Raw genomic sequence first — 21,375 nt, 5'->3', positions numbered from 1 at the left:
TATAATTGCTTTTCGAGGACGCATCTTCATGAACATCAAATTGTTCGCGCTTGCGGGCGTGGCGCTCGGCGCTCTCGCGACTCCCGCGCTGGCGACGCCACCCCAGGCAGCTGCCAAGCCCGCCACGATCAAGCCGGCCCCCGTCTCCGTCCTCGTGAAGAGCGTGGACATTCCCTATCAGGAATTCACCCTCGCCAACGGCCTGCGCGTGATCGTCCATACCGATCGCAAGGCACCGATCGTCGCTCTGTCGGTCTGGTACAATGTCGGGTCGAAGTTCGAGCCGGCCGGCAAGACCGGCTTCGCGCATCTGTTCGAGCATCTGATGTTTAACGGCAGCGAGAATGCGCCGGGCGACTATTTCGGGCCGATGAAGGAAGTCGGCGCGACCGACCTGAACGGCACGACCTGGTTCGACCGCACCAATTATTACGAGACGGTGCCAACGCCTGCGCTCGAGCGCGCGCTGTTCCTAGAAAGCGACCGTATGGGCTATCTCACCGGCGCGGTGACGCAAGGCGTGCTCGACGAGCAGCGCGGCGTCGTTCAGAACGAGAAGCGCCAGGGCGACACCCAGCCTTTCGGCCTGGTCGAATATAGTCAGCTCGCCGCGCTCTTCCCGGAGGGCCATCCCTATCGCCACTCGACGATCGGCTCGATGGCCGATCTCGACGCGGCCAGCCTCGCCACGGTGAAGGACTGGTTCCACGACCATTATGCGCCGAACAACGCGATCCTGTCGCTCGCGGGTGATATCGACGTCGCAACGGCGAAACCGTTGGTCGAGAAATATTTCGGGGCGATCAAGCGCGGACCCGAGAGCGTGGTGCCCAAGGCCGACGTCCCGACCCTCGCCGTCGCCAAGGCCGAGGTGATGAAGGATCGCGTCTCGACCACCCGCATCTACCGCATGTGGGCGGTGCCGGGCGTCAACGACCAGGATTCGGTCCTGCTCGACGTGACGGCCGGCGTGCTCGGCGGCCTGTCCAGCTCGCGGCTCGACAATGCGCTGGTGCGCAAGGAGAAGATCGCGGTCCGTGTCTCGGCCAGCAACCAGACCTTCGCCCAGGTCGGCCTGTTCGAGGTCTATGCCGACGTGAAGCAGGGCGTCGATCCCAAGCTGGTCGCGAAGCGGCTCGATGAGATCGTGGCCGATCTGATCGCCAAGGGCCCGACCGCTGACGAGGTGCAGCGCGTTGCAACCGGCAGCGTGACCGGCACGATCCAGGGCCTTGAATCGGTCGGCGGCGGCAACGGCAAGGCGGCCCAGCTTGCGCAGGGCGCGCTCTATTCGAACGATCCGGCCTTCTACAAGAAACAGCTCGCGACGATGGCGGGTGCCACCCCGGCGCTGGTCAAGGCGACCACCGCCAAGTGGCTGACCCGCCCGGTCTATGCGCTGACGGTCGAACCCGGCGCGCGTGAAGCCTATACCGAAGCGGCGGCGGTTGAGCCCAAGCCCTCCACCGACGCACCGATCAAGGGCACGCGCGGCGAAATGCCGGCCGTGGCCAACATCTCCGACATCGATTTCCCGCCGGCAGTGCACACCAAGCTCAAGAACGGCATCGAGCTGATCTACGCGCAGCGCGGCGCCGTGCCGATCACCCAGGCGGTGATCAGCTTCGACGCCGGCGTCGCCGCCGATCCTGCGGCCAAGCTCGGCACGCAGCAGCTGACCCTCGGCATGATGGACGAGGGCACGACGTCGCTCGATTCGATCGGCATCGCCGAGGCGAAGGAGCGGCTCGGCGCCTCGATCGGCTCCGGCGCCAGCGCCGACCGCACCAGCCTGACCCTGGCGGCGCCAAGCCCGAACCTGCTGCCGGCGCTCGATCTGTTCGCCGATATCGTGCGCAACCCGGCCTTTGCGCCGGCCGAGGTCGATCGGGTCAAGAACCAGCAGCTCGCCCAGATCCAGGCCGAGCTGACCAGCCCGGGCGGTCTCGCCACGCGCGTGATGCCGCGGCTCGTCTATGGGGCGGCCTCGCCCTATGCCAAGTCGTTCGGCAGCGGCGATCCCAAGGCGGTGGCGGCCCTGACCCGCGACGATCTGATCGCGTTCCAGCATGCCTGGATCAGGCCCGACAAGGCGCGCATCTTCGTCGTCAGCGATCGTCCACTGGCCGAGGTTAAGGCAGCGCTCGATGCCGAATTCGGCGACTGGACACCGACCGGACCGGCGGGCGTGAAGGACTTTTCCGCGCCCTCGACCCCGTCCACGCCGAAGATCGTGCTGATCGACCGGCCGGATTCGCCCCAGTCGCTGATCTACGCCGCGACGCCCACCAGCCTGAAGGGCACCGACGAGTTCGTGCCGCTGCTGGCCGCCAACGACACGCTCGGCGGTGGTTTCCTGTCGCGGATCAACATGGACCTGCGCGAGGACAAGCACTGGTCCTACGGTGCGGGCGGCGGTTTCCAGCGCGCCGAGTTCGCTGCGCCCTATGTCATCCAGGCCCCTGTCCAGGCCGACAAGACCGGCGCCTCGATCGCCGCGCTGCGCGCCGATGTCGGGGACTTCCTGACGACCAAGGGCATTACCCCGCTCGAATTCGACCGGACGATCACCGGCACGATTCGCTCGCTGCCGGGCAATTTCGAAACGGCGGGCGCCGTGCTGTCCGGCCTTCAGTCGAACAGCCTCTACAAGCGGCCCGACGATTATTATGCGAAACTTCCCCAGGCCTATCGCGGCCTGAAGGTCGCGCAGCTTGACGCTGCGGCACGCGCGGTAATCGATCCGTCGAAGCTGATCTGGGTCGTGGTGGGTGACGCGAAGACGGTTCGACCTCAGCTTGACAGCCTCGGGCTGCCGGTTGAGGTGGTGCCCGCGGCGTCCGTCGCGGACGTGCGCTAGGATTCAGGATCAGGAGAGACGATATGGCTGCAATCGACGGCACCTGGGATGCAACGGTCAAGTCGCCGCTCGGCGACCAGAAGATGACGCTGACGGTGAAGACCGATGGCGGCACCTTCACCGGCACCAATAGCGGGGCGATGGGCTCGACCGACATCAATGGCACCGTGGATGGCGAGACCATCCACTGGACGATGAACATCACCGTGCCGATGCCGATGTCGCTGGATTGCACCGCAACCGCGGACGGCGACACGCTGGCCGGTTCGGTTGGCGCCGGCGCCTTTGGCAGCTTCCCGCTGACGGGTTCGCGCGCGGGCTGATCGCTCAAGCGTCGTGAGATGAAGAGGCCCGCTTCCCGCAAGGGAGGCGGGCTTTTTCTTGGTCGTCCTCCGGAGAGGATCAGGCGCGGCCAAGCCTCGTCACATGGCCCATCTTGCGGCCGGGGCGTACGGTCTTGCCGTACAGGTGCAGATGCGCGCCCGGCTCGGCGAGGATCTCGGGCCAGCGATTGGCAGCATCGCCGATCAGGTTTTCCATCTCGACGCGCGGGGCCGTCAGGCCGGTGTCGCCGAGGGGTAGGCCGCAGATGGCGCGGATGTGGTTTTCGAACTGCGAGGTGACCGCGCCCTCGATCGTCCAGTGGCCCGAATTATGGACGCGGGGGGCCATTTCGTTGAACACGGGACCATGCTCGGTCGCGAAAAATTCCAGTGTTAAAACACCGACATAGCCAAGCGTGTCGGCAACCCGGCCCGCCAGCGCCGCGGCCTCTGTCCAGTGCCGCGCGATCTCGGCGGGGGCGGGGAGGGAGGAGCGGTCGAGGATGCCGTCGACATGCTGGTTCCAGGGCGGCGGATAGCTGACCATCGCGCCGTCCATGCCGCGGGCCAGGATGATCGAGAATTCGTGGCTGAAGGTGACGAAGCCTTCGAGGATCGCGGGCCGCCCGCCGATCTCGGCCCAGGCGCTTTCCGCGTCGTCGGCGGTGCGCAGGCGGACCTGGCCCTTGCCATCATAGCCGAGCCGCAGCGTCTTTAGAATCGCGGGCGCGCCGATCTCGGCCAGTGCCTGTTTCAGCTCGTCGAGCGTGGTGACCTTGCGCCATGGCGCGGTCCGCCCGCCGAGCCCGTCAACGAAGCTCTTCTCGGCCGCGCGGTCCTGCGCGACTTCGAGGGCGGTTGGGGCGGGATGCACCGGCAGCTTCGTTTCGAGATAGCGGATCGGCTCGATCGCGACATTCTCGAATTCATAGGTGACGACATCGGCCGAGGCGGCGAGCTCGTCGAGCACGATGCGGCTGTGATAATCGGCGCGGGTGAAGCTGGACGCGGTCTGCGCCGCGACGCTCTCGGCGTCGGGCGCGAGGACCTGGGTGCGATAGCCGAGCTGCGCCGCGGCGACCGCAAGCATCCGGCCAAGCTGGCCGCCGCCGAGGATGCCGATCGTCGATCCCGGCGGTAATGGTTTCGCTGTGTCGCTCATTCGGGATCGGTCACGACGCTGTCGGTTTGCGCCGCGCGCCACTTCTTCAGCCGCTCGGCGAGCAGGGCGTCGCTGGTGGCGAGGATCGCCGCGGCGAGCAGCCCGGCATTCTTCGCGCCGGCCTTGCCGATGGCGAGCGTGCCCACGGGAATGCCGCCCGGCATCTGGACGATCGAGAGCAGGCTATCCATGCCCTTCATCGCCTTGGATTCAACGGGAACGCCGAGCACCGGCAGGTGAGTCAGCGCGGCCGCCATGCCGGGAAGATGCGCGGCACCACCGGCGCCGGCGATGATCACCTTCAGGCCGCGAAGCTCCGCCTGCGCGGCGTAATCATACAGGCGCTGCGGGGTGCGGTGCGCGGACACGACCTTGGTCTCATGCGGCACGCCGAGCGCGGCGAGCGCGTCCGCGGCATGGCGCATCGTCTCCCAATCGGAGTTGCTGCCCATGATGATGCCGACAAGGGGATGATCCGACATGAGGTACCCCGGTAAAAGGAGCGGCTTCCTAACCATGGCGGCCCGCAAGGGCAACCATGGCTAACGGGCCGCCGCCACCAGTTTTTCTTTCCCCCCTTGCAGGAAAGGGGAAGATCTCGTCACCGCTCGCTCAGATAATAGCGGTCGGTCGCGTTCAGTGCATCGTCCAGTTCGTAGACGATCGGCTGGCCGGTCGGGATTTCCAGGCTGGTGATCTCGTCGTCCGGGATGTTCGACAGATGCTTGACCAGCGCGCGCAGCGAATTGCCGTGCGCCGAGATCAGCACGCGCTGGCCGGCCTTGAGCGCCGGGGCGATGCGGCCGTCCCAATAGGGCAGCACACGGGCGATCGTGTCCTTCAGGCTCTCGGTCGAGGGGATGGCGATGCCGGCATAGCGGCGGTCCTTCGACAGGTCGAATGCGCTGCCGGCCTCGAGCGGCGGGGGCGGGATGTCGAAGCTGCGGCGCCAGATATGCACCTGCGCGTCGCCATGCTTGGCGGCGGTCTCGGCCTTGTCGAGCCCGGTGAGGCCGCCATAGTGCCGCTCGTTCAGGTGCCAGTCCTTCTCGACCGGGAGCCATAGCCGGCCCATTTCCTCCAGCGCGAGGTTGAGCGTCTTGATCGCGCGGGTCTGGAGCGAGGTGAAGGTCTGGTCGAAATCCAGGCCCTTCTCCGCCATCAGCCGGCCAGCGGCCCGGGCTTCCTCCGCGCCCTTCTCGGTCACGTCGACGTCCCACCAGCCGGTGAAGCGGTTTTCGAGGTTCCAGGCTGACTGGCCGTGGCGGATCAGGACGAGGGTGGGCATGGTTTCTCCCGAAGCATCGATGACGCGCCCGTCTCTAGCGATTGATGCCCGCGAGGCAACTTGTCGCGTGTGTGCGCGTCGTGGCATCTGGCCCGAGAAGGAGAATCCCATGGCGATCGTACGGCAGACACTCGTGTATAACGGGCCGGGCGGGCCGTTCGAAGGCGTGATCGCCTATGAGGACGAGATCACCACCCTCAGGCCGGGCGTGCTCGTCGTGCCGAACATCCGCGGGCAGAAGGAATCGGATACTCTCAAGGCCGAGGCGCTGGCCAGCCTCGGTTATGTCGGCTTTGCCTGCGACGTGTTCGGCCAGGGCAAGCGTACCACGCCCGACTCCCCCGACATCGGCGTCTATATGAACGCGCTGAACGCCGACCGCGTGATGCTGCGCGACCGGCTTCAGGCCTCGCTCGATGCGCTGAAGGGATTCGACCGGGTCGATCCGGCCAGGACGGCGGCGATCGGCTTCTGCTTCGGGGGCAAATGCGTGCTCGATATCGCGCGGGCCGGGCTCGACACCCTTGGCGTGGTCAGCTTCCACGGCGTGTACGACCGGCCCGATCATGCCAACACCGTGCCGATCGCACCGAAAGTGCTGGTGTGCCATGGCTGGGAAGATCCGCTCTGCCCGCCCGACGCGATGGTCGCGCTCGGCAAGGAGCTGACCGAGGGCGGGGCCGACTGGCAGATCCACGCTTATGGCAATGCCGGCCACGCCTTCACCGATCTTTCGGCCAAGGGCTCGACCCGGCCCGGCGTCGCCTATGAGGAGCGCGCCGACCGGCGGAGCTGGGAGGCGATGAAGGATTTTCTGGCGGAGCTGTTCTAGGGGGCAAGATCTGACGCTTGGTGCCCGTCGACCGGGTGTCGGCGCTAATCGTCGCCTTTGACAAAAGCCGACATCGCCGGCTCGGCCGTTCTGCGTTCAGGGACTCGTCGGGATAGCAGTCATTCACCCGGTGGTGAGTTTGCATTTCGCTTTCAACCTACATTTGGGAACGGCGGGCGTAGGTTTAGGGTTGCGCGAGCGACTCCACCATGCGCGCCGCCGTGCAGGCATGAGACGCAAGCTCAAGCTTCATAATCTCACGCCGTTCATACGCGGGGCTCACTATGAAACTGACCCGCACCCGTGAATCCTCTCGGACTTGGCCTCCGGCCGTCGAGACTAGATGAAAGGCTGGCCGGACCTCTCCCGCGCCATAGCTGAATACGAGGCCATGTACGCTCCACTCTTCGTCGCCCGCTGTCGTCTTTGTCCCATACGGAATGCCGGGACGAAAGTAATCCAAGCAGCCTTCTACTGTTTCCATTTCACCCCGCTCTACTGCGCTTCTTATGGCAGCGGTGTCCCGGACATCCGTGACGATTATGCATGTGCAGACGGTAATCCAGAAGGCTGCGAAGATCGGGAGGGAACGGCGCCAACGCGATCGATGGCGGACTGCCAACCACGCTAAAACCGCAAGGAGGACGCCAGCGGCGACAAATATTCCAATGAACCAATAGGCTGAATGGATCAGGCCGGTTTGCGACGTTAGATCGAAAACAGTCTGAAAATCTGCACGCATGGTGTAGGCCTAGGCATCAATACGAACGTCCGCAATTCTGATTTGGCCGATGCGGCGGGGTCGGCAAAGGCTGGGCCGTTTTGAGCAAGTCCTTTTTCGGCCGCGAAGTCTTCAAAGCAGTCACTGCGATCGGCTATCTCCATCAACGCGCCATACCAGGAGAATGCCAAATCCCCTTAGCGGGATTCGCATGACTGATCTGGAAGGGAATACCGCGCGTCCTGAATGAAGTGACGATCCGTGAGGGCGGCCATGAACGTCAAAAGGACGCAAGAGTGGAATCGGATAGTGGCGCCATTCCCGGATGCAGACGGATTGCGGCTGAAAGTGTCTTTACAGAGCCGTCATGGAAATAGGGAGCCGTGAGCTCAACGTTGCGCAGGCTTGGAGTCCTGAACCGGCCAACGTCCGCAGCCGCGAGGGTGATTTCGCCGAGACCCGAATCGCCTGAAGGCGGCGGCAACAGCTTTCGAAACCTACCGTCGCTGAACAACGGTCCCGAATGGCAGGAACTGCAACTCCGTCGAAACTCGGCCGCGCCAATGGCGGCCCTCGGTGACAGCGCCGACCGATCGCCGCGTCTCCAAGCGTCATAGGGACTATTGAACGAAATGAGTGTTCGCTCGAAGGCCGCCAGGGCCTTTGCGACATGAGCGAAGTCGATCGCCCCGTCGCCCGGAAACGCACGCGCAAACATCGCACGGTAGCAACCGTCCCTGGCCAGCTGACGAGCGATCTCCGGCTCCTGTCCGGCCATGCCCATCTCGACCGGCGTCTTGCCCGTGACCGGCACCGCCGCCTGCGCTTCGAGCGTGGTGAGGCGCGGGTCGCCCCAGGTTAGCGTCGTCATCCACGCAACATTGGCGAGCCCGGGCACGTTGCGCCGGCCCGCATCGCCATGCACGCCGCCATGAGTCGCGTTGCCATCGGCAAAGGCGCGGTGCTGCTCATGGCAGGTCGCGCAAGACATGGTGCCGTCGATCGACAGGTCGGCGTCGTAGAAGAGGCGCCTGCCAAGCTCGATCTTGTCGGCCGACATCGGATTGTCGGATGGCACGCGGGGAGCATGGATGCCGGCCGGTAGCGTCCATTGCCAAGGCGCCGCGGCTGCGGAAAGAATAAGCGCCGCCGTCGCGATGATCAGGCGGCGCAGCATCGATCCTAGTTCAGCTTCGCGATCAGCACCGGGAGCGTCGCCGTACCATTGCCCGCGATCTGCAGCACATAGGCGCCAGGCTGCAGCGCAAAATCGACCATCTTGCGGATGCCCGAGCAATTCGGGCCATGGCCGTGCGCAACCGATTCGAGCGAGGTTTTGTTCGCCACGACGTCGATCCAGGCGCCCGAACCGATCGCCACACGATAGGTGCCGGCGCTGTCGACCGTGAACGTCAACATCCCGCCATGGCTCACCGATCCGCCCGGATGCGACGGGCGGAGGACATAGCTCACGGCCGGCGTGCTCGCGAGCGCAAGATCGACGGCGACGCCGGGTGCCAGCACGGCGCTGCCGAGCGAAGCTTCGTCGAGCGCGGCGGTCAGCGCTTTTCGGTCGGCCCAGCTTGCCATGGTCGCCGGGACAGGTTCGGCATCCCTCGGGCAGACCGGCGCGGCCGCGCTGGCCATTGGCGCATCCTGTCCGGCGGCGGGCATGGCCGCCATCGCGGCCAGTAGAAAAACGAGCGTTTTCGTCATCCGATCGATCCAATCCGAAAGTGCTATATTCAGCTATATACACTATGCTGTATCGCACCATATACAGCCGTTGAACCGCAAACAATCGCCGCGGCAAAAGGGATTTTCGATGCGCGCTTTGCTTCTCGCCACCACAGCAGCGATGCTGTTTCCAGCAGCTGCATTTGCCCAAAGTGAGGCCTCGCCCGCCGCCCACCAAAGCGCGCAGGCCGACGATGACGGGACCTTCGGCCTCGGCCAGATCGTCGTCACCGGCACGCGCCCGAAGGGCCTTTCGATCGGTGCCGACACGCTGGGCCAGGAAGCGATCTACACGTTCAATCGCACCAGCCTGGATGAGGCGGCGACGCTGATCCCCGGTGTCACCTCCGGCAACAGCGGCGGCTCGCGCAACGAGCGGCTGATCTTCGTGCGCGGATTCAACCGTTTCCAGGTGCCGCTGACGGTCGACGGCATCCGCGTCTATCTGCCCGCCGACAACCGTCTGGACTATGGCCGCTTCCTCACCCCCGACGTCGCCGAGATCCAGGTCGCCAAGGGCTATGTCTCGGTCCTCAACGGGCCGGACGGCATGGGCGGCGCGGTGAATCTCGTGACGCGCAAACCGATCAAAGCGCYGGAGATCGAAGCGCGAGGCACGCTGAACCTGGGCCATGACGCGGAATATGCCGGGTACAACGCATTCGGGCTGGTCGGCACGAAGCACGACCAATGGTATGCGCAGGCAAGCTATGCCCGCTCCTTCCAGGATCATTGGGACCTGGCGAACGGATACAAGCCGACATCGGTCGAGGATGGTGGCCATCGCGGCCTCTCGCGTACCGAGGACTGGCGGCTGAACGCGAAGATCGGCTTCACCCCGAACGACACCGACGAATATTCATTGAGCTATACGCGGCAGGAAGGCGCGAAGCTGGCGCCGCTGCACATCACCGATCCGGTCGCGGGGCAGCGTTACTGGACCTGGCCGGCCTGGAACCTCGACAGCATCTATTTCCTTTCGACGACGCGGCTGGGCGAGGTCGCGACGCTGAAGACGCGCCTCTATCGCAACACCTTCTACAACCTGCTCCGCTCGTTCAGCACGGCCGCCGAGAACACGCAGGTCACGCCAAAGGCCTTCAACAGCCCCTATCACGACAAGGCGATCGGCGGATCGGCCGAGCTGGCGCTCGATATTTCCGCAGCCGATCGCTTCACCTTCGCCGCGCAATATCGTCGCGACGAGCATAACGAATCCCAGCAGAGCTTCTCCCCGACCACGCTGCCGAACGGAACGACCGAGCCGAACCAGCGCGACGTCGAGGACACCTTCAGCCTTGCCGCGGAGAACCGGCTGACCCTAGCGCCCGGCCTGGTCTTCACCGCCGGCCTGGGGTTCGACTGGCGGAACCTCAGCATCGCCGAGGAATATGGCGCGCCACTCGGCACCAATCCGAACACCACGCCGAGCAGGCTCTATTCCTATCCGCTGAAGAACAGCGAGGCGTGGAGCGCCCAGGGCCAGATCGCCTGGCAGGCCGACGAAGCGACCAGCCTCCATGCGAGCATCTCGTCCCGCGCGCGCTTCCCGACCATCTTCGAACGGTTCAGCCAGCGGTTCGGCACGTCGATCCCCAACCCCGACCTGCTGCCCGAACGCGCCACCAATTACGAGATCGGCGGCGCCCATGTCTTCGGCCCGCTCCGTGCCGAGGGCGCGCTGTTCTACAGCCATGTAGAGGACGCGATCGTCTCCTATCCGACGCTCGCCTATAGCTGCACCGGGAGCGTGACGCCGCCGGCAACCGGCGCCTGCCCGCAAGTCAGCCTGGTGCAGAGCCGAAACCTGGGAAGCGGCAATTATTATGGCGGCGAGATTTCGCTCTCCGCGCAGCTAAGCCCCGCAATCTCGATCGGCGGCAACTACACCTACACGCACCGCAAACTGCGCGATCCCTCGAATGCCGCGTTCCGGCCGACCGACGTGCCGACGCACAAGGCGTTCCTGTACGCCGATGTGGCCCCCATTTCCCGCCTGCACATCGTGCCGACCCTGGAGATCGCATCCGACCGCTGGACGGTGACCGACATCGCCCCGATCGTCTTTTATCGCACCGGTTCCTATGTGAATGGCGGGCTGCGTGCGGATGTGACGGTCCTCGACAATGTCACGGTCGGTGTCGGCGTGCGGAACCTGTTCGACGACAATTATATCCTGGTCGACGGCTTCCCCGAGCCGGGCCGCAGCTTCTTTGCGAGCATCCGGGCCAAATACTGACGTCCGGCCCACCGCTACGATCCTTGCAGCGCCACGCTATATATGATGGTATATAGCTCTATCCGACAGCGAGAAGGCGGACGGACGTCGCATGGCGCGCAAGATCAGGATCGACATGACCGGCCTGCGGTATGGCCGCCTGATCGGAATCGAGTTTTCCCACCGGGCGGGCAGCCATGCGCATTGGCGCTTCCTGTGCGACTGCGGCAACGAGACGACCGTCGACGGCACCGCGGTCCGCGCCGGCAAGACCGCAAGCTGCGGGTGCCTGCACCGTGAGATCTGCGCAGAGCGGCTGACGACTCATGGCCGGCGCGCAAAGAAGCGGCACGACCCGACCTATCGCGCCTGGCAGGAGATCAACACCTTCTGCACCAACCGGGAGTCGTCGCGCTACCGCGACTTCGGCGCCCGCGGTATTCGCGTCTGTCCGGCCTGGAGCAAGGATTTCCAGGCGTTCCTTGCCGATCTGGGCGAGCGTCCGGCTGGCCGGATCCTTGTTCTGATCGACCCGCGCCAGGATTTCGCGCCCGGCAATTGCCGCTGGGCACTTGTACGCAGTCGATCGCGCCGGGCGCGCGATGGCGCGAAACGCCGGCTGGAAGAAATAGGTGCCACGCCCGCCTGGGCTGTTTCGCCGGAGCGCATCGCGATGATATAGGCGGGTCTCCAGGGAGACCGTCATGAAGATCAGCGCACGCAACCAGATCGCCGGGACGATCATCGAGATCAGGCCCGGCGCAGTGAACGGCACGGTCAAAGTGGACATCGGCGGCGGGAATGTAGTGACATCGAGCATCACCGAGGAAGCGATCGCCGACCTGCAACTCGCGATCGGCGACCGGGTGACCGTGATCGTCAAGGCAAGCGACGTGCTGATCGGCAAATAGATGCAGGTCGGCCCGCTTAAGCTGAAAGCGCAGCTCTATTGTGGCGACGAATTGGCCATGGGACCGGGCAAGGCTGATCTCCTAGAGGCAATCCTGCGCGAGGGCTCGATCTCGGCAGCCGGGCGGGCGCTCGGGATGAGCTATCGCCGGTCCTGGTTGCTAGTCGACGAGATGAACCGCTGTTGGGCGGAGCGACTGGTCGACGCCAAAGGTGGCGGAGGTGCCGACAAGGGGGCGCGGCTGACCGACACGGGACGTGAGGTGCTTGCGGCATATCGCGCGCTGGAGGGCAGGCTGGAACGCGCAGCCGACGGCCTGGGGATCTTGGAAACCCTACTTCGCAAGTCACCGCGCGTTCACTAAAACACTCGAATAAACTTCAGCCGGCCCGTGGCGTATGATGATCGGGACCATGCGACGATGAACGCCCGCGTTCGGAAATAGTCCAATGACCTCCGGACGCCGGCAATTAGATCAGCATAGCTGCCGATCGGGAATCATCACCGAAACTCTGAGGCTGGCCCGGAAACGGTCACTCGTTCATGTTAATTCCGACGTTGGTCGTCTTCACCAAAATGAAATCACCTCAGCTGGAACACTAAGCTTTGCGCGCGAACCAAATCACGTGCCGCGGCCCTTTTCCGTTGCTGCGCGCGCGTACCGCCACCTCTTCGACATCGAAACCGGCATCGCGGAGCCGGCGCTTGAATGCCGCATCCTCGCCTGCCGACCACACCGCCAATATCCCGCCCGGCGCGAGCGCCTGCCATGCCGCGGCCAAGCCGCGGGTCGAATAGAGCCGGTTATTAGCCGCCCGAACCAATCCATCAGGTCCATTATCGACATCGAGCAATATGGCGTCATAGCTACCGCGCGCGTGCTCGATCAGATTTGCAACATCGTCCTCCACGAGCGCGACTCGACCGTCGTCCAGGCATCCCGCCGTCAGCGCCGCCATGGGCCCGCGCGCCCAGACGATGATTTTGGGGATCAGCTCTGCGACGGTGATCTGCGCGGCCGCTCCAACCCGCGCCAGCGCCGCCCGTAGCGTGAACCCCATACCGTAGCCACCGATCAGCAAGCGCGGGGCATCGCCGGCAAGTTTATCGAGCGTCATCTGCGCCAGTGCTTCTTCCGACCCGCTCATCCGGCTGTTCATCAGTTCGTTGCGCTCGAGCACGATCATGAAATCCGCACCGCGCCGGAACAGTCGCAGATCTTCTCCACCCGGCACCTGGGCCACGTCGATCAGCTCACGCGCTATCATTCGCAACTTCCTTTCGAGCCGCCATAAGCCCTTTGGCTCCGCGGTTGATCTATGCCGTCTGAACGAAGGGCCGCGTGTAGCATGACCCAGGCTCGAGGATTTAAAGAGTTTTGCCGACGCCGTTCAACCAAACGGTACCGAGGCCCCCGCATAGCGATCGTACCCGGCGGATGGCGTCGGAGTTGATGTCGGCACAAGGGCCGGTGCCAGCGTGGCGACCGGATGAACCCTATCGTCCGTATCCATGTCAGGCAGCGCTCCTCGCAGGCCTGCCACGATACCCGGCGCGCCAAATAGCACAAAGCATCCAAGGATCACGGTCACCCCGCGCCTGATGTCCAGACTGATCCTGCCGGGTCGGCGAGAGACGGGTAATTAGACTAGGCCGCGCCACCTCGTTTTATGCCGCACACCCAAATCAGGCGGTGGCCCTGCCTAGCGTTTCGGTGGAGCATTTCGGTGACATGTGCAACAACCCCTCAATTCTAGTCATCAGTGAATTCCGTGGCCCGGCCGAGAAAAGGGGTTGTTGCGCGTGTCACCGAAACCGCCCGGATCGCCACCATTCAGGATGCAAATCTACCCTTCGGACATCTAGCGGCGAACGCCATTCTTCGCCTATCGGGGAGCCAAGATGATCGCCCCCCTGCCTTGGACGCGCTATTGGATCATCGCGAGGCCCGGGGATCGGTCCGCTACGGCAGGTACGAATCCACCCGTCCGACGTACAACTGTCGAATTGAGCCAGACGCCCTGCGTTGTGATGCTGGGGCTGCCCGGCATGGGCAAAACAACCGAAATGATGGTTCTAGCCAGGCTGGCGCGGGAGCTCGGCGAATATTCGGACTTTATATCGCTGGGGCTCGTGCCGGCGCGAGCTGAACTGGAGCGGCGCCTTCAAGAAAGTCCCGGCCGAAAGGCTTGGGCCGGTGGCAGCGAATGGGCGATCCATCTCGACGGGCTGGACGAGGCGGTCATCGAGCAGGGCGATCTCATCGCGGCGCTGGACGAGTCGTTTCGCGTCGTCTTGGCCGATCTCACGCCGATGCCCGCGGTTGAAAAGCAGGACCGTCTCGACCGTCTGAAAGTCAGGATCAGTTGCCGCGCCGCCGAGTGGCCGGACAGCCGGTCCACGGTGCTGAGGTCGCTGTTCGGCGACGGGGTCGAGATCGTCCAGCTCGAAGAACTCGAGCCCGAGGACGCCGAACAGGCTGCCGAGCAGGCCGGGATTTCATCGCCGGACTGGCAGGATATTCTGGAAAAGCTCGACAATGCAGATGCGCTGACGCGGCGGCCGATCACGCTCCGCCTCCTGCTCAGCATCTACGAGCAGTCGGGCGACGTGCCGACCGGGCAGGTCCCGCTCTATCATCGCGGTATATTGGCGCTGCTCGAGGAAGCAAACGAGCTGCGGCGGCGCAACGGGCTGGTCGGGCGCCTCGACACCGGTTCCCGGCTGCTCGTAGCGGCCAGGATCGCCGCGGCGACAACCTTCTCCGGTTCGGTCTCGGTCGGCATCAGTGCGGGTTCCAGCGACCCCGACTCGGTTCTCGTCGCCGAGATCGCGGGGGGTGTCGAGGCGATCGCGGGCGAAGGCTTCAGGGTCGGCGAACCCGAGATCGTCGAGCTGCTCAGGACAGCGCTGTTCGTGCCGGTGAGCGATACGAAGTTCACCTGGGTGCATCGCACATTCTCGGAATTCCTCGCTGCTTACTACCTTGTGGAGCGTGGCCTCTCGTCCGATCAACTGCTCGAATTCCTCGGCAGCGCGCAGGATCCCGACCAACGTATCCCACCGCAGCTCCACGAAGTCGCGGCGTGGGTCGCGAGCATGCGGGGGGATTTCTTCAAGGCGCTGCTATCCCGGCAGCCCATCATCCTCTTGGGCAGCGACATCGCGGCCGCGAGCGACGGGGACCGCTCGAACCTCGTCAGGCAGCTTCTTGACGACTTCGATCACGGCCGGCTTTTCGATAACGACTGGAATCTGCGCCGCAAATATTCGAAGCTGCGCCACCCCGGGCTTCGCGACGACCTGCTCCCCTATCTGGTGGATAAAGACCATTCGCCGATAGCGCGCCGGGTTGCCATCCGGATCGCCGACGAGTGCGACGAGAAGTCGCTGGCCGACGACCTGGTGTCGATGGCGCTCGATCCCGACGAACAGGTTCATCTGCGCGCCCAGGCCGTGATCGCGCTGGGGGACTTGGGCACGGCCGAGACGAGAGCGAAGCTGAAGCCGCTCGCGTTTCCCGGCGATCCCGCCGATGAGGACGACGAACTCAGGGGCTGGTCGCTTGCCGCCCTCTGGCCGGGCCTGATCAGCTTCGGGGAATTGCTTCAGGCCCTGACGCCGCGGAAACGATCGAACCTGATCGGCGGTTATTGGCGGTTCCAGCACTATCTCGAGCTGACCTTGTCACCCGAGGAATCGGTGAAGGCGGTCCAATGGGTCAGGGACCGGGTGTCCCGGGAAGATGACGACGACGATCTTCTCAGCCGTAAGCTGCTTGCCACCATGCTTTCGGCGGCTTGGCGGAACGCGGCGGACAGTCGGGTGATCGAGGTGTTCGCGGCATTTAGCGTTGCCGCCAATGGCTATGAAGCCCCCCGGCTCGTCCATTCGAGCGAGTTCGGTGCGTTCGTCGATACCTTCCGGTCCGGAAACGCCGCGTACCGACGACGGCTGGCGGAAATCGTCCTCGGGCGACAGGGAGAGGAAGGCAGGGCCGCCCAGCTGTCGATCTATGGTCGCTGGCCGTTGCTCGTACCGGGCGACATGCCCTGGCTGCTGCAGCAATTGCATGCCGACGACCGGACCCTGCCGGTCGGAAGACTTATCGAGGCGATCGTCGCGCTCGTTCATGTCGACGGGATCGCGGGTCACGACGATGTCTGGCTGGCGGCGGAGACGAACAAGGAGCTCGCCGACGCCCTGACGCTCCGGTTCACCACGGATCTTGAAAGCTCGCTCGCGCGGTTTAGCCGGCGCGAGCGGCAGGAACCCGCTGCCCAGGACCAGCCCGCCTTCGACCTCAAGGACGAAGCGGCAAAGCGCCTGGCGCGGGCGCATGTCGACGAATGGTGGGAATTCAACCTGCTCTTCTTCGCGAACGACCATGGCCGTTTCCGGGGAGACGAGTTCTCGACCGACTTGGCCGACCAAGAGCTATGGCGGTTGCTGACCCCGGCCCAGCACCTGGCCGTGATCGACTGGGCCGAAGCCTATCTGACCCAGGACAAGCCGCCCCAGCGTGACTGGCTGGGCACCAATACGCTGCATCGACCCGCCATGGCGGCGTATCGCGCCTTCCGCCTATTGCTGCTCCAAGCGCCCGATCGCTTCGAGGCGCTCGATCCGGTGGTCTGGGGGCGTTGGGCGCACGCCATCCTGGCTACCCCGGCCAATGACGACCAGCTGGGCAGCAGGATCCGGGCCGAACTGGTCGTCCGGGCCTATCAAATGGCCCAGCGCCCGTTCCTCGCCATGCTGGCACGCCTGCTGATCCGGTCAGCAGCGGAGAAGTCCCTTAGCGAGACGCTGGACCGGCTGGAGCGCGCTTATGATGAGCGTATCGCGACCCTGCTCTGGAAGGTTACGATACGCCCGAAGACGCCACCAGCCCCGCGCCTCGAGCTGCTCCGGTTCCTCGTCCGGCGAAATTATGCGATGGTCCGCAGCGCCGTCGTCGCGGCGATGTCCGGCGACGACACCGACGAGCTCCCCGTCCTCGACGAGGCCGGGGTCAACAGCCTGGCCGGCGAATTCTTGTTCAGGTTTCCGAGCGACGCCTGGCCCCATCTGGTCAGGCTCGATGCCAGCGAACCGCAGCGCGCGCGCGCGATCTTCTTGGAAGCACACACGCTGCACGCGATGGGATCGTTCCCGATCGCGGATTTCACTGCGGCGGAGCTTCGCGACCTCTATCTATGGATCGAGGCGAATTTTCCCCCGCCGCCCGAGGACCGGGATGGTGGCGCGCGCTGGCTCGGTCCGGCCGACCGGATACAGGGGACGCACCGTGCCGTCCTCGATCGCCTGGTCCAGCTGGGGACCTCGGCCGCAGTGGATGTGGTTCGCGACTTGGCCACGCAGCTCCCCGGGCAGCTCTGGCTCAAATCGCGCCTGGTGGACGCCGAGGCGGCGTTCCAACTCCAGGCGTGGCGGTCGCCGTCGCCGGGCAATGTGCTTCGCACGATCGCCTCCTATGGCGTGACGCTGCCGGTTCGAAGCGTGAAAAGTGAACTTGAGGCGGCTGCCTTGGATCTCCTCGCCAGTGGTGCCTCCTTACAGCCCGAAATAGAGCTGACGGCGCCGTCCGTCGATATTTCCCTGGCCCCGGCCGACCCCCTCCAGTCGCTAAATATCCTCAGCGTCGCGACGGAATGGAACTCGGCGCATGGCGGCCTGTCGACCCTGAACCGGGACCTGTGCATCGCGCTTGCCAAGAATGGTCACACGGTCTCGTGCCTGGTCCTCGATGCCAGCGACGCAGAGCGGGCCGAGGCGGATTCTCGTGGTGTCCGGCTATTGACGTGTCCCATCGAACCCGGCGTCGAGGGAACGGGTCGACTTTTCCTGGTCCCGGCTGATGCGCTGGCGGCGACCGGCGCCGAGTTTGTGATCGGGCATGACCATATCACGGGACCGGCCGCGCACCACATTGCCAAGCGCATCCTGAGCGTGCCGAACGTCCATTTCGTCCACACGATCCCTGACGAGATCGAGGTCCACAAGTCGTCAAACCTCTACCGGAGCGCCGCCAAGGGCGCCGACAAGGCCGACATCCAGCTCAAGCAATGCAAGCAGGCGGATCTGGTGATCGGGGTCGGACCGCGCATCTATCGGGAGATCGCCGACAAGCTCGGCGCATCCCCGCCCACCGCGCAATTGCGGCCGGGCCTGGGGCCGCCACCGGCCAGTGCGAAGACGCCGCCATTGTCGGTCATGTTCCTGTTCCAAGGCCGGTTTGAGCATGCCCCGCTTAAGGGCGCGCAACTGGCGTTCGACGCAACGGCGCTCGTGCGGAGTGATCCCGCGCTGTATCCTTGGCAAAAGCCGGACCTCGTCATGCGCGGGTTCGACAAGGACAAGTTCGAGCAGCAATGTAGCGGGATTGTCGACGAAGAGAGCCTCCGGACCTTCGTGAAGCCTCGTTTCTTTACCACCGAGGACTGGTCGCTGGCGGCCGATCTCAACGGCGCATCATTGCTGTTGATGCCGTCCAAAAAGGAAGGTTTCGGGCTGGTCGCGCTCGAGGCGATCGCCGCGGGTGTCCCGGTGCTGATGACGGCTGAGAGTGGGCTTGCCGAGATGTTGTACCGCGATCCCAAGATCGTCGCGGTGATCGATCCCGAGAGCGCCCGGCGCGCGGTCTGCGAGGTGGAAGGAAGGTCCGAGGCGGCTGTCGCTGCTGAATGGGCAAAGCAGATGAAAATCGTCCTGGAGGATCGTGACGCCGCGTTCGCGCGGGCCGAGCAGCTCAGGAAAGATCTCTCGTCGGTCCTGACCTGGGATGCGGCGGCGCGCGCCCTAGTCGATGAATTTGGAACACTATAGTCGGGAGCGTTTCGGTAACATGTGCAACAACCCCTCAATTCTGGCCATCAGTGAATTCCGTGGCCCGGCCGAGAAAAGGGGTTGTTGCACGTGTCACCGAAATCCGCGATCTGATTGAGGGAATGATGGCGGATATTCGTCATGGGCGCTCGCTATGGTGCGGCACCTCCGGCTCGTTCCCTATTCGCGCAGGTATAGCCAAATGAGAAAATGGTTGATCGCGGCCACTTTCGCTTTGGCGTCAATCGGAGCCGCATTGGGGTATATCCACCTTTCGGAGGCTCGATCCCAGGAAGCGAGAGAGCTTCTGGCGATGATGCCCGGCGCACGTGAAATTGACATCAGGCGAATGACAGCCGAGCCTTCCCTTCTAGCTCTTGAATCTCCTCGGGTATGGATATTTTCGACGAACGAGAAGCAGGCGGACGCCCTGCAGGACCTTTGCAAAAAAACTCGCAGCACTTTCCCAAGCAATAATATCAGAGCCATCGACGGCTGTATCGCATCATATTATTTTGATGCTATGAAGTATAGATATGTCACTCTCGCTTTAAAGAGCGGCACCGCAATACTCACATCGGCGAATATGTCTCGGTCTGACTTTAATGAGTTGCTAAACGGCTACAATGACACGCTCCCCGCATTTCGATAGCCGCACTCGGAGAGCCACGCCGGCTCCAAAAAGCGCGCACCCAAGAAATTGTCAGGGACGAAATCAGGCAGTCGGTGCGAGACGTCCAAGGAGCTCCCGCCTCGGATCCACATTTACGCCAAGGCCTCTATTTAAATGAACTGGTATAAATGAGCAGGTGAATATGTCGAGAAATCGTCTAAGGATACTATTATTTGTTACAATAGTTATGGCATTAATTTCTATTAACGTTGAGACGCTAGTATCTACCAATATTATCCCGTGGATGAAAATATTAACATCGTCGCTGTTGATAATGTGCTTCGTCAGTGGAGCGTTTTCTATCAAAGTTCTGCGACCAGTAGGCTGGTTTGGCGTATTCATGTTTTGCCTCTGCATCAGTGCGATATCCTTGCCTGATGAGGACTACACGTTTGGAGGGGCGGGTGGCCCGCCGACATCTGCACCGCATTTCGTAAATTGGGTATATCTGCTGTTGCGATTTGGAGTATTAGTAGGGATATTGATATCTTTGACGTGGACGTTCTCCAGGGTTGGGAATATTCGCTCGAATAATAATTAGCTCTCGCCTGATCCGCAAAAGGCATTGCCTCTTGATAGATGTTCGGCCGCCTCTAAATTGCAGGCTGTGGAGCGTTTCGGTGGCATGTGCAACAACCCCTCAATTCTAGTCATCAGTGAATTCCGTGACCCGGTCGAGAAAAGGGGTTGTTGCACGTGTCGCTGAAACATAATGATACTGTAGATCATGTACGGGAATGGCGCGGTGCAAAATGAAAGACACAAAATATTGTATTACATTTTAGCCTTTTTGTGCGTTGCCATAGTCGTATCGTTTAATTCCGAGGTGCTAAACATAGGGCCGCTAGCATTATGGGTCAGGGTAGCGGTGCCGATGTTGTTAATAGGCGGGATAGCTGGCAATTTATTCAAAATTAAATTAGCTTCTCACCTCGGTTGGTTTGGGATAGGGCTTTTTTGTTTGGCTGGGGTGATAAGTTCTTTCCCGACCGAAGACGATGTCCTTGGCTGGACGAACGGCTCACGACAGGTGCCGCCAAAGGAAATCGCCGAAGCTTTTATATGGGGCCGGGTTTTGCTTGTAATTGCTATCTCGATAGCGTGGTGCTGGTGCTACAGGAGGCTAAGAACCGTCCCTGCAAAATGAAGGCAACGCCTCTCCTCGGACGTTTGTTATTGTCTGCATATCGTTTTGAGGAAGGCCGGGTCGCTATGAGGGGTGGCGTTATCTTTAGTCATTCTAGCGGTAACGCGATTTACGGTCGGCGAAGCCGGTCCTTCCCCTCCTTTTGACGTGCTCATAGAGGTCATGCCACTGGTAAGTTAGCTCGTGAGACGGGGCCGAACGATTCGACGAAGCCGGTTACTGAGCATCAGGTCATTGGAGTGTTGCGTTAGCGCGAAGTCGGCGCGTCAACGCGTAGCTGACCGCTGACGGTCTCATCAGGGCCGATTCTTCTATTCGATGATTGGCGGCGCAGTCCTGTGCGACCGAGCGCACGCGCCCTGTCGAGCCTGTGAAACCGTCGACGCTCGATGCTGATCAGCGGGAGCTCGTGATCCCACTGTGATCCTAAAACGCGGCCTTGCGGCCTATCCTCAACTCCGACGGTATAGGAAACCGTTATATCACAGTCACGTGACGTTAGTGGAGCCACAGGGGATCGAACCCCTGACCTCTGCAATGCCATTGCGATGGTCAGCGTCCACACCCTCCGCACTGCCGGGCTGCGGCACTAAAATATAAACGAATGGGCAAAATGCTGGCTTATGGCCCCAAAGCAGCCGTTCTGCTCTCCACCCCAACCCGGTCTCTGCCCATG

14 protein-coding genes are annotated in these 21,375 nt (G+C 63.1%); 8 read left to right on the top strand and 6 right to left on the bottom strand.

Annotation, left to right across the window (positions count from 1 at the left end; translation table 11 throughout):
* Positions 1-28 precede the first annotated feature (28 nt).
* Together AC1DT7_RS00320 and AC1DT7_RS00315 are read left to right on the top strand one after the other, a co-directional pair.
* Entirely contained in the window at positions 29-2,860 is a 2,832-nt protein-coding gene (locus tag AC1DT7_RS00320) for a M16 family metallopeptidase (RefSeq protein ID WP_478033439.1), read from the top strand.
* Positions 2,861-2,883: 23 nt separating this feature from the next.
* The gene (locus AC1DT7_RS00315; RefSeq protein WP_478033438.1) at positions 2,884-3,183 is read left to right on the top strand and encodes a hypothetical protein; all 300 of its coding nucleotides are present in this window, start codon (positions 2,884-2,886) and stop codon (positions 3,181-3,183) included.
* A gap of 79 nt (positions 3,184-3,262) precedes the next feature.
* On the opposite strand, the gene AC1DT7_RS00310 is transcribed toward AC1DT7_RS00315, so the two are convergent.
* The 3 genes from AC1DT7_RS00310 to gpmA all read right to left on the bottom strand — a co-directional run bounded on the left by AC1DT7_RS00310 (position 3,263) and on the right by gpmA (position 5,633).
* Positions 3,263-4,345, bottom strand: coding sequence for a 5-(carboxyamino)imidazole ribonucleotide synthase (locus AC1DT7_RS00310; RefSeq protein ID WP_478033436.1), 1,083 nt, complete (start codon positions 4,343-4,345; stop codon positions 3,263-3,265).
* The gene (gene purE / locus AC1DT7_RS00305) at positions 4,342-4,827 is read right to left on the bottom strand and encodes a 5-(carboxyamino)imidazole ribonucleotide mutase (RefSeq protein ID WP_478033435.1); all 486 of its coding nucleotides are present in this window, start codon (positions 4,825-4,827) and stop codon (positions 4,342-4,344) included. The genes AC1DT7_RS00310 and purE overlap by 4 nt, the downstream gene beginning before the upstream one ends.
* A gap of 119 nt (positions 4,828-4,946) precedes the next feature.
* The gene (gene gpmA, locus AC1DT7_RS00300; RefSeq protein WP_478033434.1) at positions 4,947-5,633 is read right to left on the bottom strand and encodes a 2,3-diphosphoglycerate-dependent phosphoglycerate mutase; all 687 of its coding nucleotides are present in this window, start codon (positions 5,631-5,633) and stop codon (positions 4,947-4,949) included.
* Between the two features lie 109 nt (positions 5,634-5,742).
* Between gpmA and AC1DT7_RS00295 the strand changes: the two genes are divergently transcribed.
* Positions 5,743-6,465 carry a dienelactone hydrolase family protein gene (locus AC1DT7_RS00295; protein WP_478033432.1) on the top strand — a complete coding sequence of 241 codons (723 nt, stop codon included), beginning with the start codon at positions 5,743-5,745 and terminating at the stop codon, positions 6,463-6,465.
* A 1,001-nt stretch (positions 6,466-7,466) separates the two neighbouring features.
* Here AC1DT7_RS00295 and AC1DT7_RS00290 read toward each other — a convergent pair.
* Both AC1DT7_RS00290 and AC1DT7_RS00285 read right to left on the bottom strand, forming a co-directional pair.
* On the bottom strand, positions 7,467-8,363 hold the full coding sequence (locus AC1DT7_RS00290) for a cytochrome-c peroxidase (RefSeq protein ID WP_478033431.1): 897 nt from the start codon (positions 8,361-8,363) through the stop codon (positions 7,467-7,469).
* A gap of 5 nt (positions 8,364-8,368) precedes the next feature.
* Positions 8,369-8,902: a homogentisate 1,2-dioxygenase gene (locus AC1DT7_RS00285; protein WP_478033430.1), complete on the bottom strand. Its 534-nt coding sequence runs from the start codon at positions 8,900-8,902 to the stop codon at positions 8,369-8,371.
* 109 nt (positions 8,903-9,011) lie between these two features.
* Between AC1DT7_RS00285 and AC1DT7_RS00280 the strand changes: the two genes are divergently transcribed.
* From AC1DT7_RS00280 to AC1DT7_RS00265, 4 genes are all read left to right on the top strand, one after another.
* Complete coding sequence (locus AC1DT7_RS00280) at positions 9,012-11,162, top strand: TonB-dependent receptor plug domain-containing protein (protein WP_478033429.1); 2,151 nt, start codon at positions 9,012-9,014, stop codon at positions 11,160-11,162.
* A 91-nt stretch (positions 11,163-11,253) separates the two neighbouring features.
* Positions 11,254-11,823, top strand: coding sequence for a hypothetical protein (locus AC1DT7_RS00275; protein ID WP_478033428.1), 570 nt, complete (start codon positions 11,254-11,256; stop codon positions 11,821-11,823).
* Between the two features lie 22 nt (positions 11,824-11,845).
* Positions 11,846-12,052 carry a TOBE domain-containing protein gene (locus AC1DT7_RS00270; protein ID WP_478033427.1) on the top strand — a complete coding sequence of 69 codons (207 nt, stop codon included), beginning with the start codon at positions 11,846-11,848 and terminating at the stop codon, positions 12,050-12,052.
* Positions 12,053-12,415 carry a winged helix-turn-helix domain-containing protein gene (locus AC1DT7_RS00265; RefSeq protein WP_478033426.1) on the top strand — a complete coding sequence of 121 codons (363 nt, stop codon included), beginning with the start codon at positions 12,053-12,055 and terminating at the stop codon, positions 12,413-12,415.
* 235 nt (positions 12,416-12,650) lie between these two features.
* Here the strand turns inward: AC1DT7_RS00265 and AC1DT7_RS00260 are convergent, their stop codons facing one another.
* Positions 12,651-13,319, bottom strand: a complete 669-nt coding sequence (locus AC1DT7_RS00260) for a spermidine synthase (protein WP_478033425.1) — start codon at positions 13,317-13,319, stop codon at positions 12,651-12,653.
* Between the two features lie 781 nt (positions 13,320-14,100).
* Between AC1DT7_RS00260 and AC1DT7_RS00255 the strand changes: the two genes are divergently transcribed.
* Positions 14,101-18,879 carry a glycosyltransferase gene (locus AC1DT7_RS00255; protein WP_478033424.1) on the top strand — a complete coding sequence of 1,593 codons (4,779 nt, stop codon included), beginning with the start codon at positions 14,101-14,103 and terminating at the stop codon, positions 18,877-18,879.
* Positions 18,880-21,375: the final 2,496 nt, after the last annotated feature.

The sequence above is a fragment of the Sphingomonas sp. P3_C6 genome (genome assembly GCF_056402595.1).
This window is presented reverse-complemented; position numbering and strand designations above follow the sequence as displayed.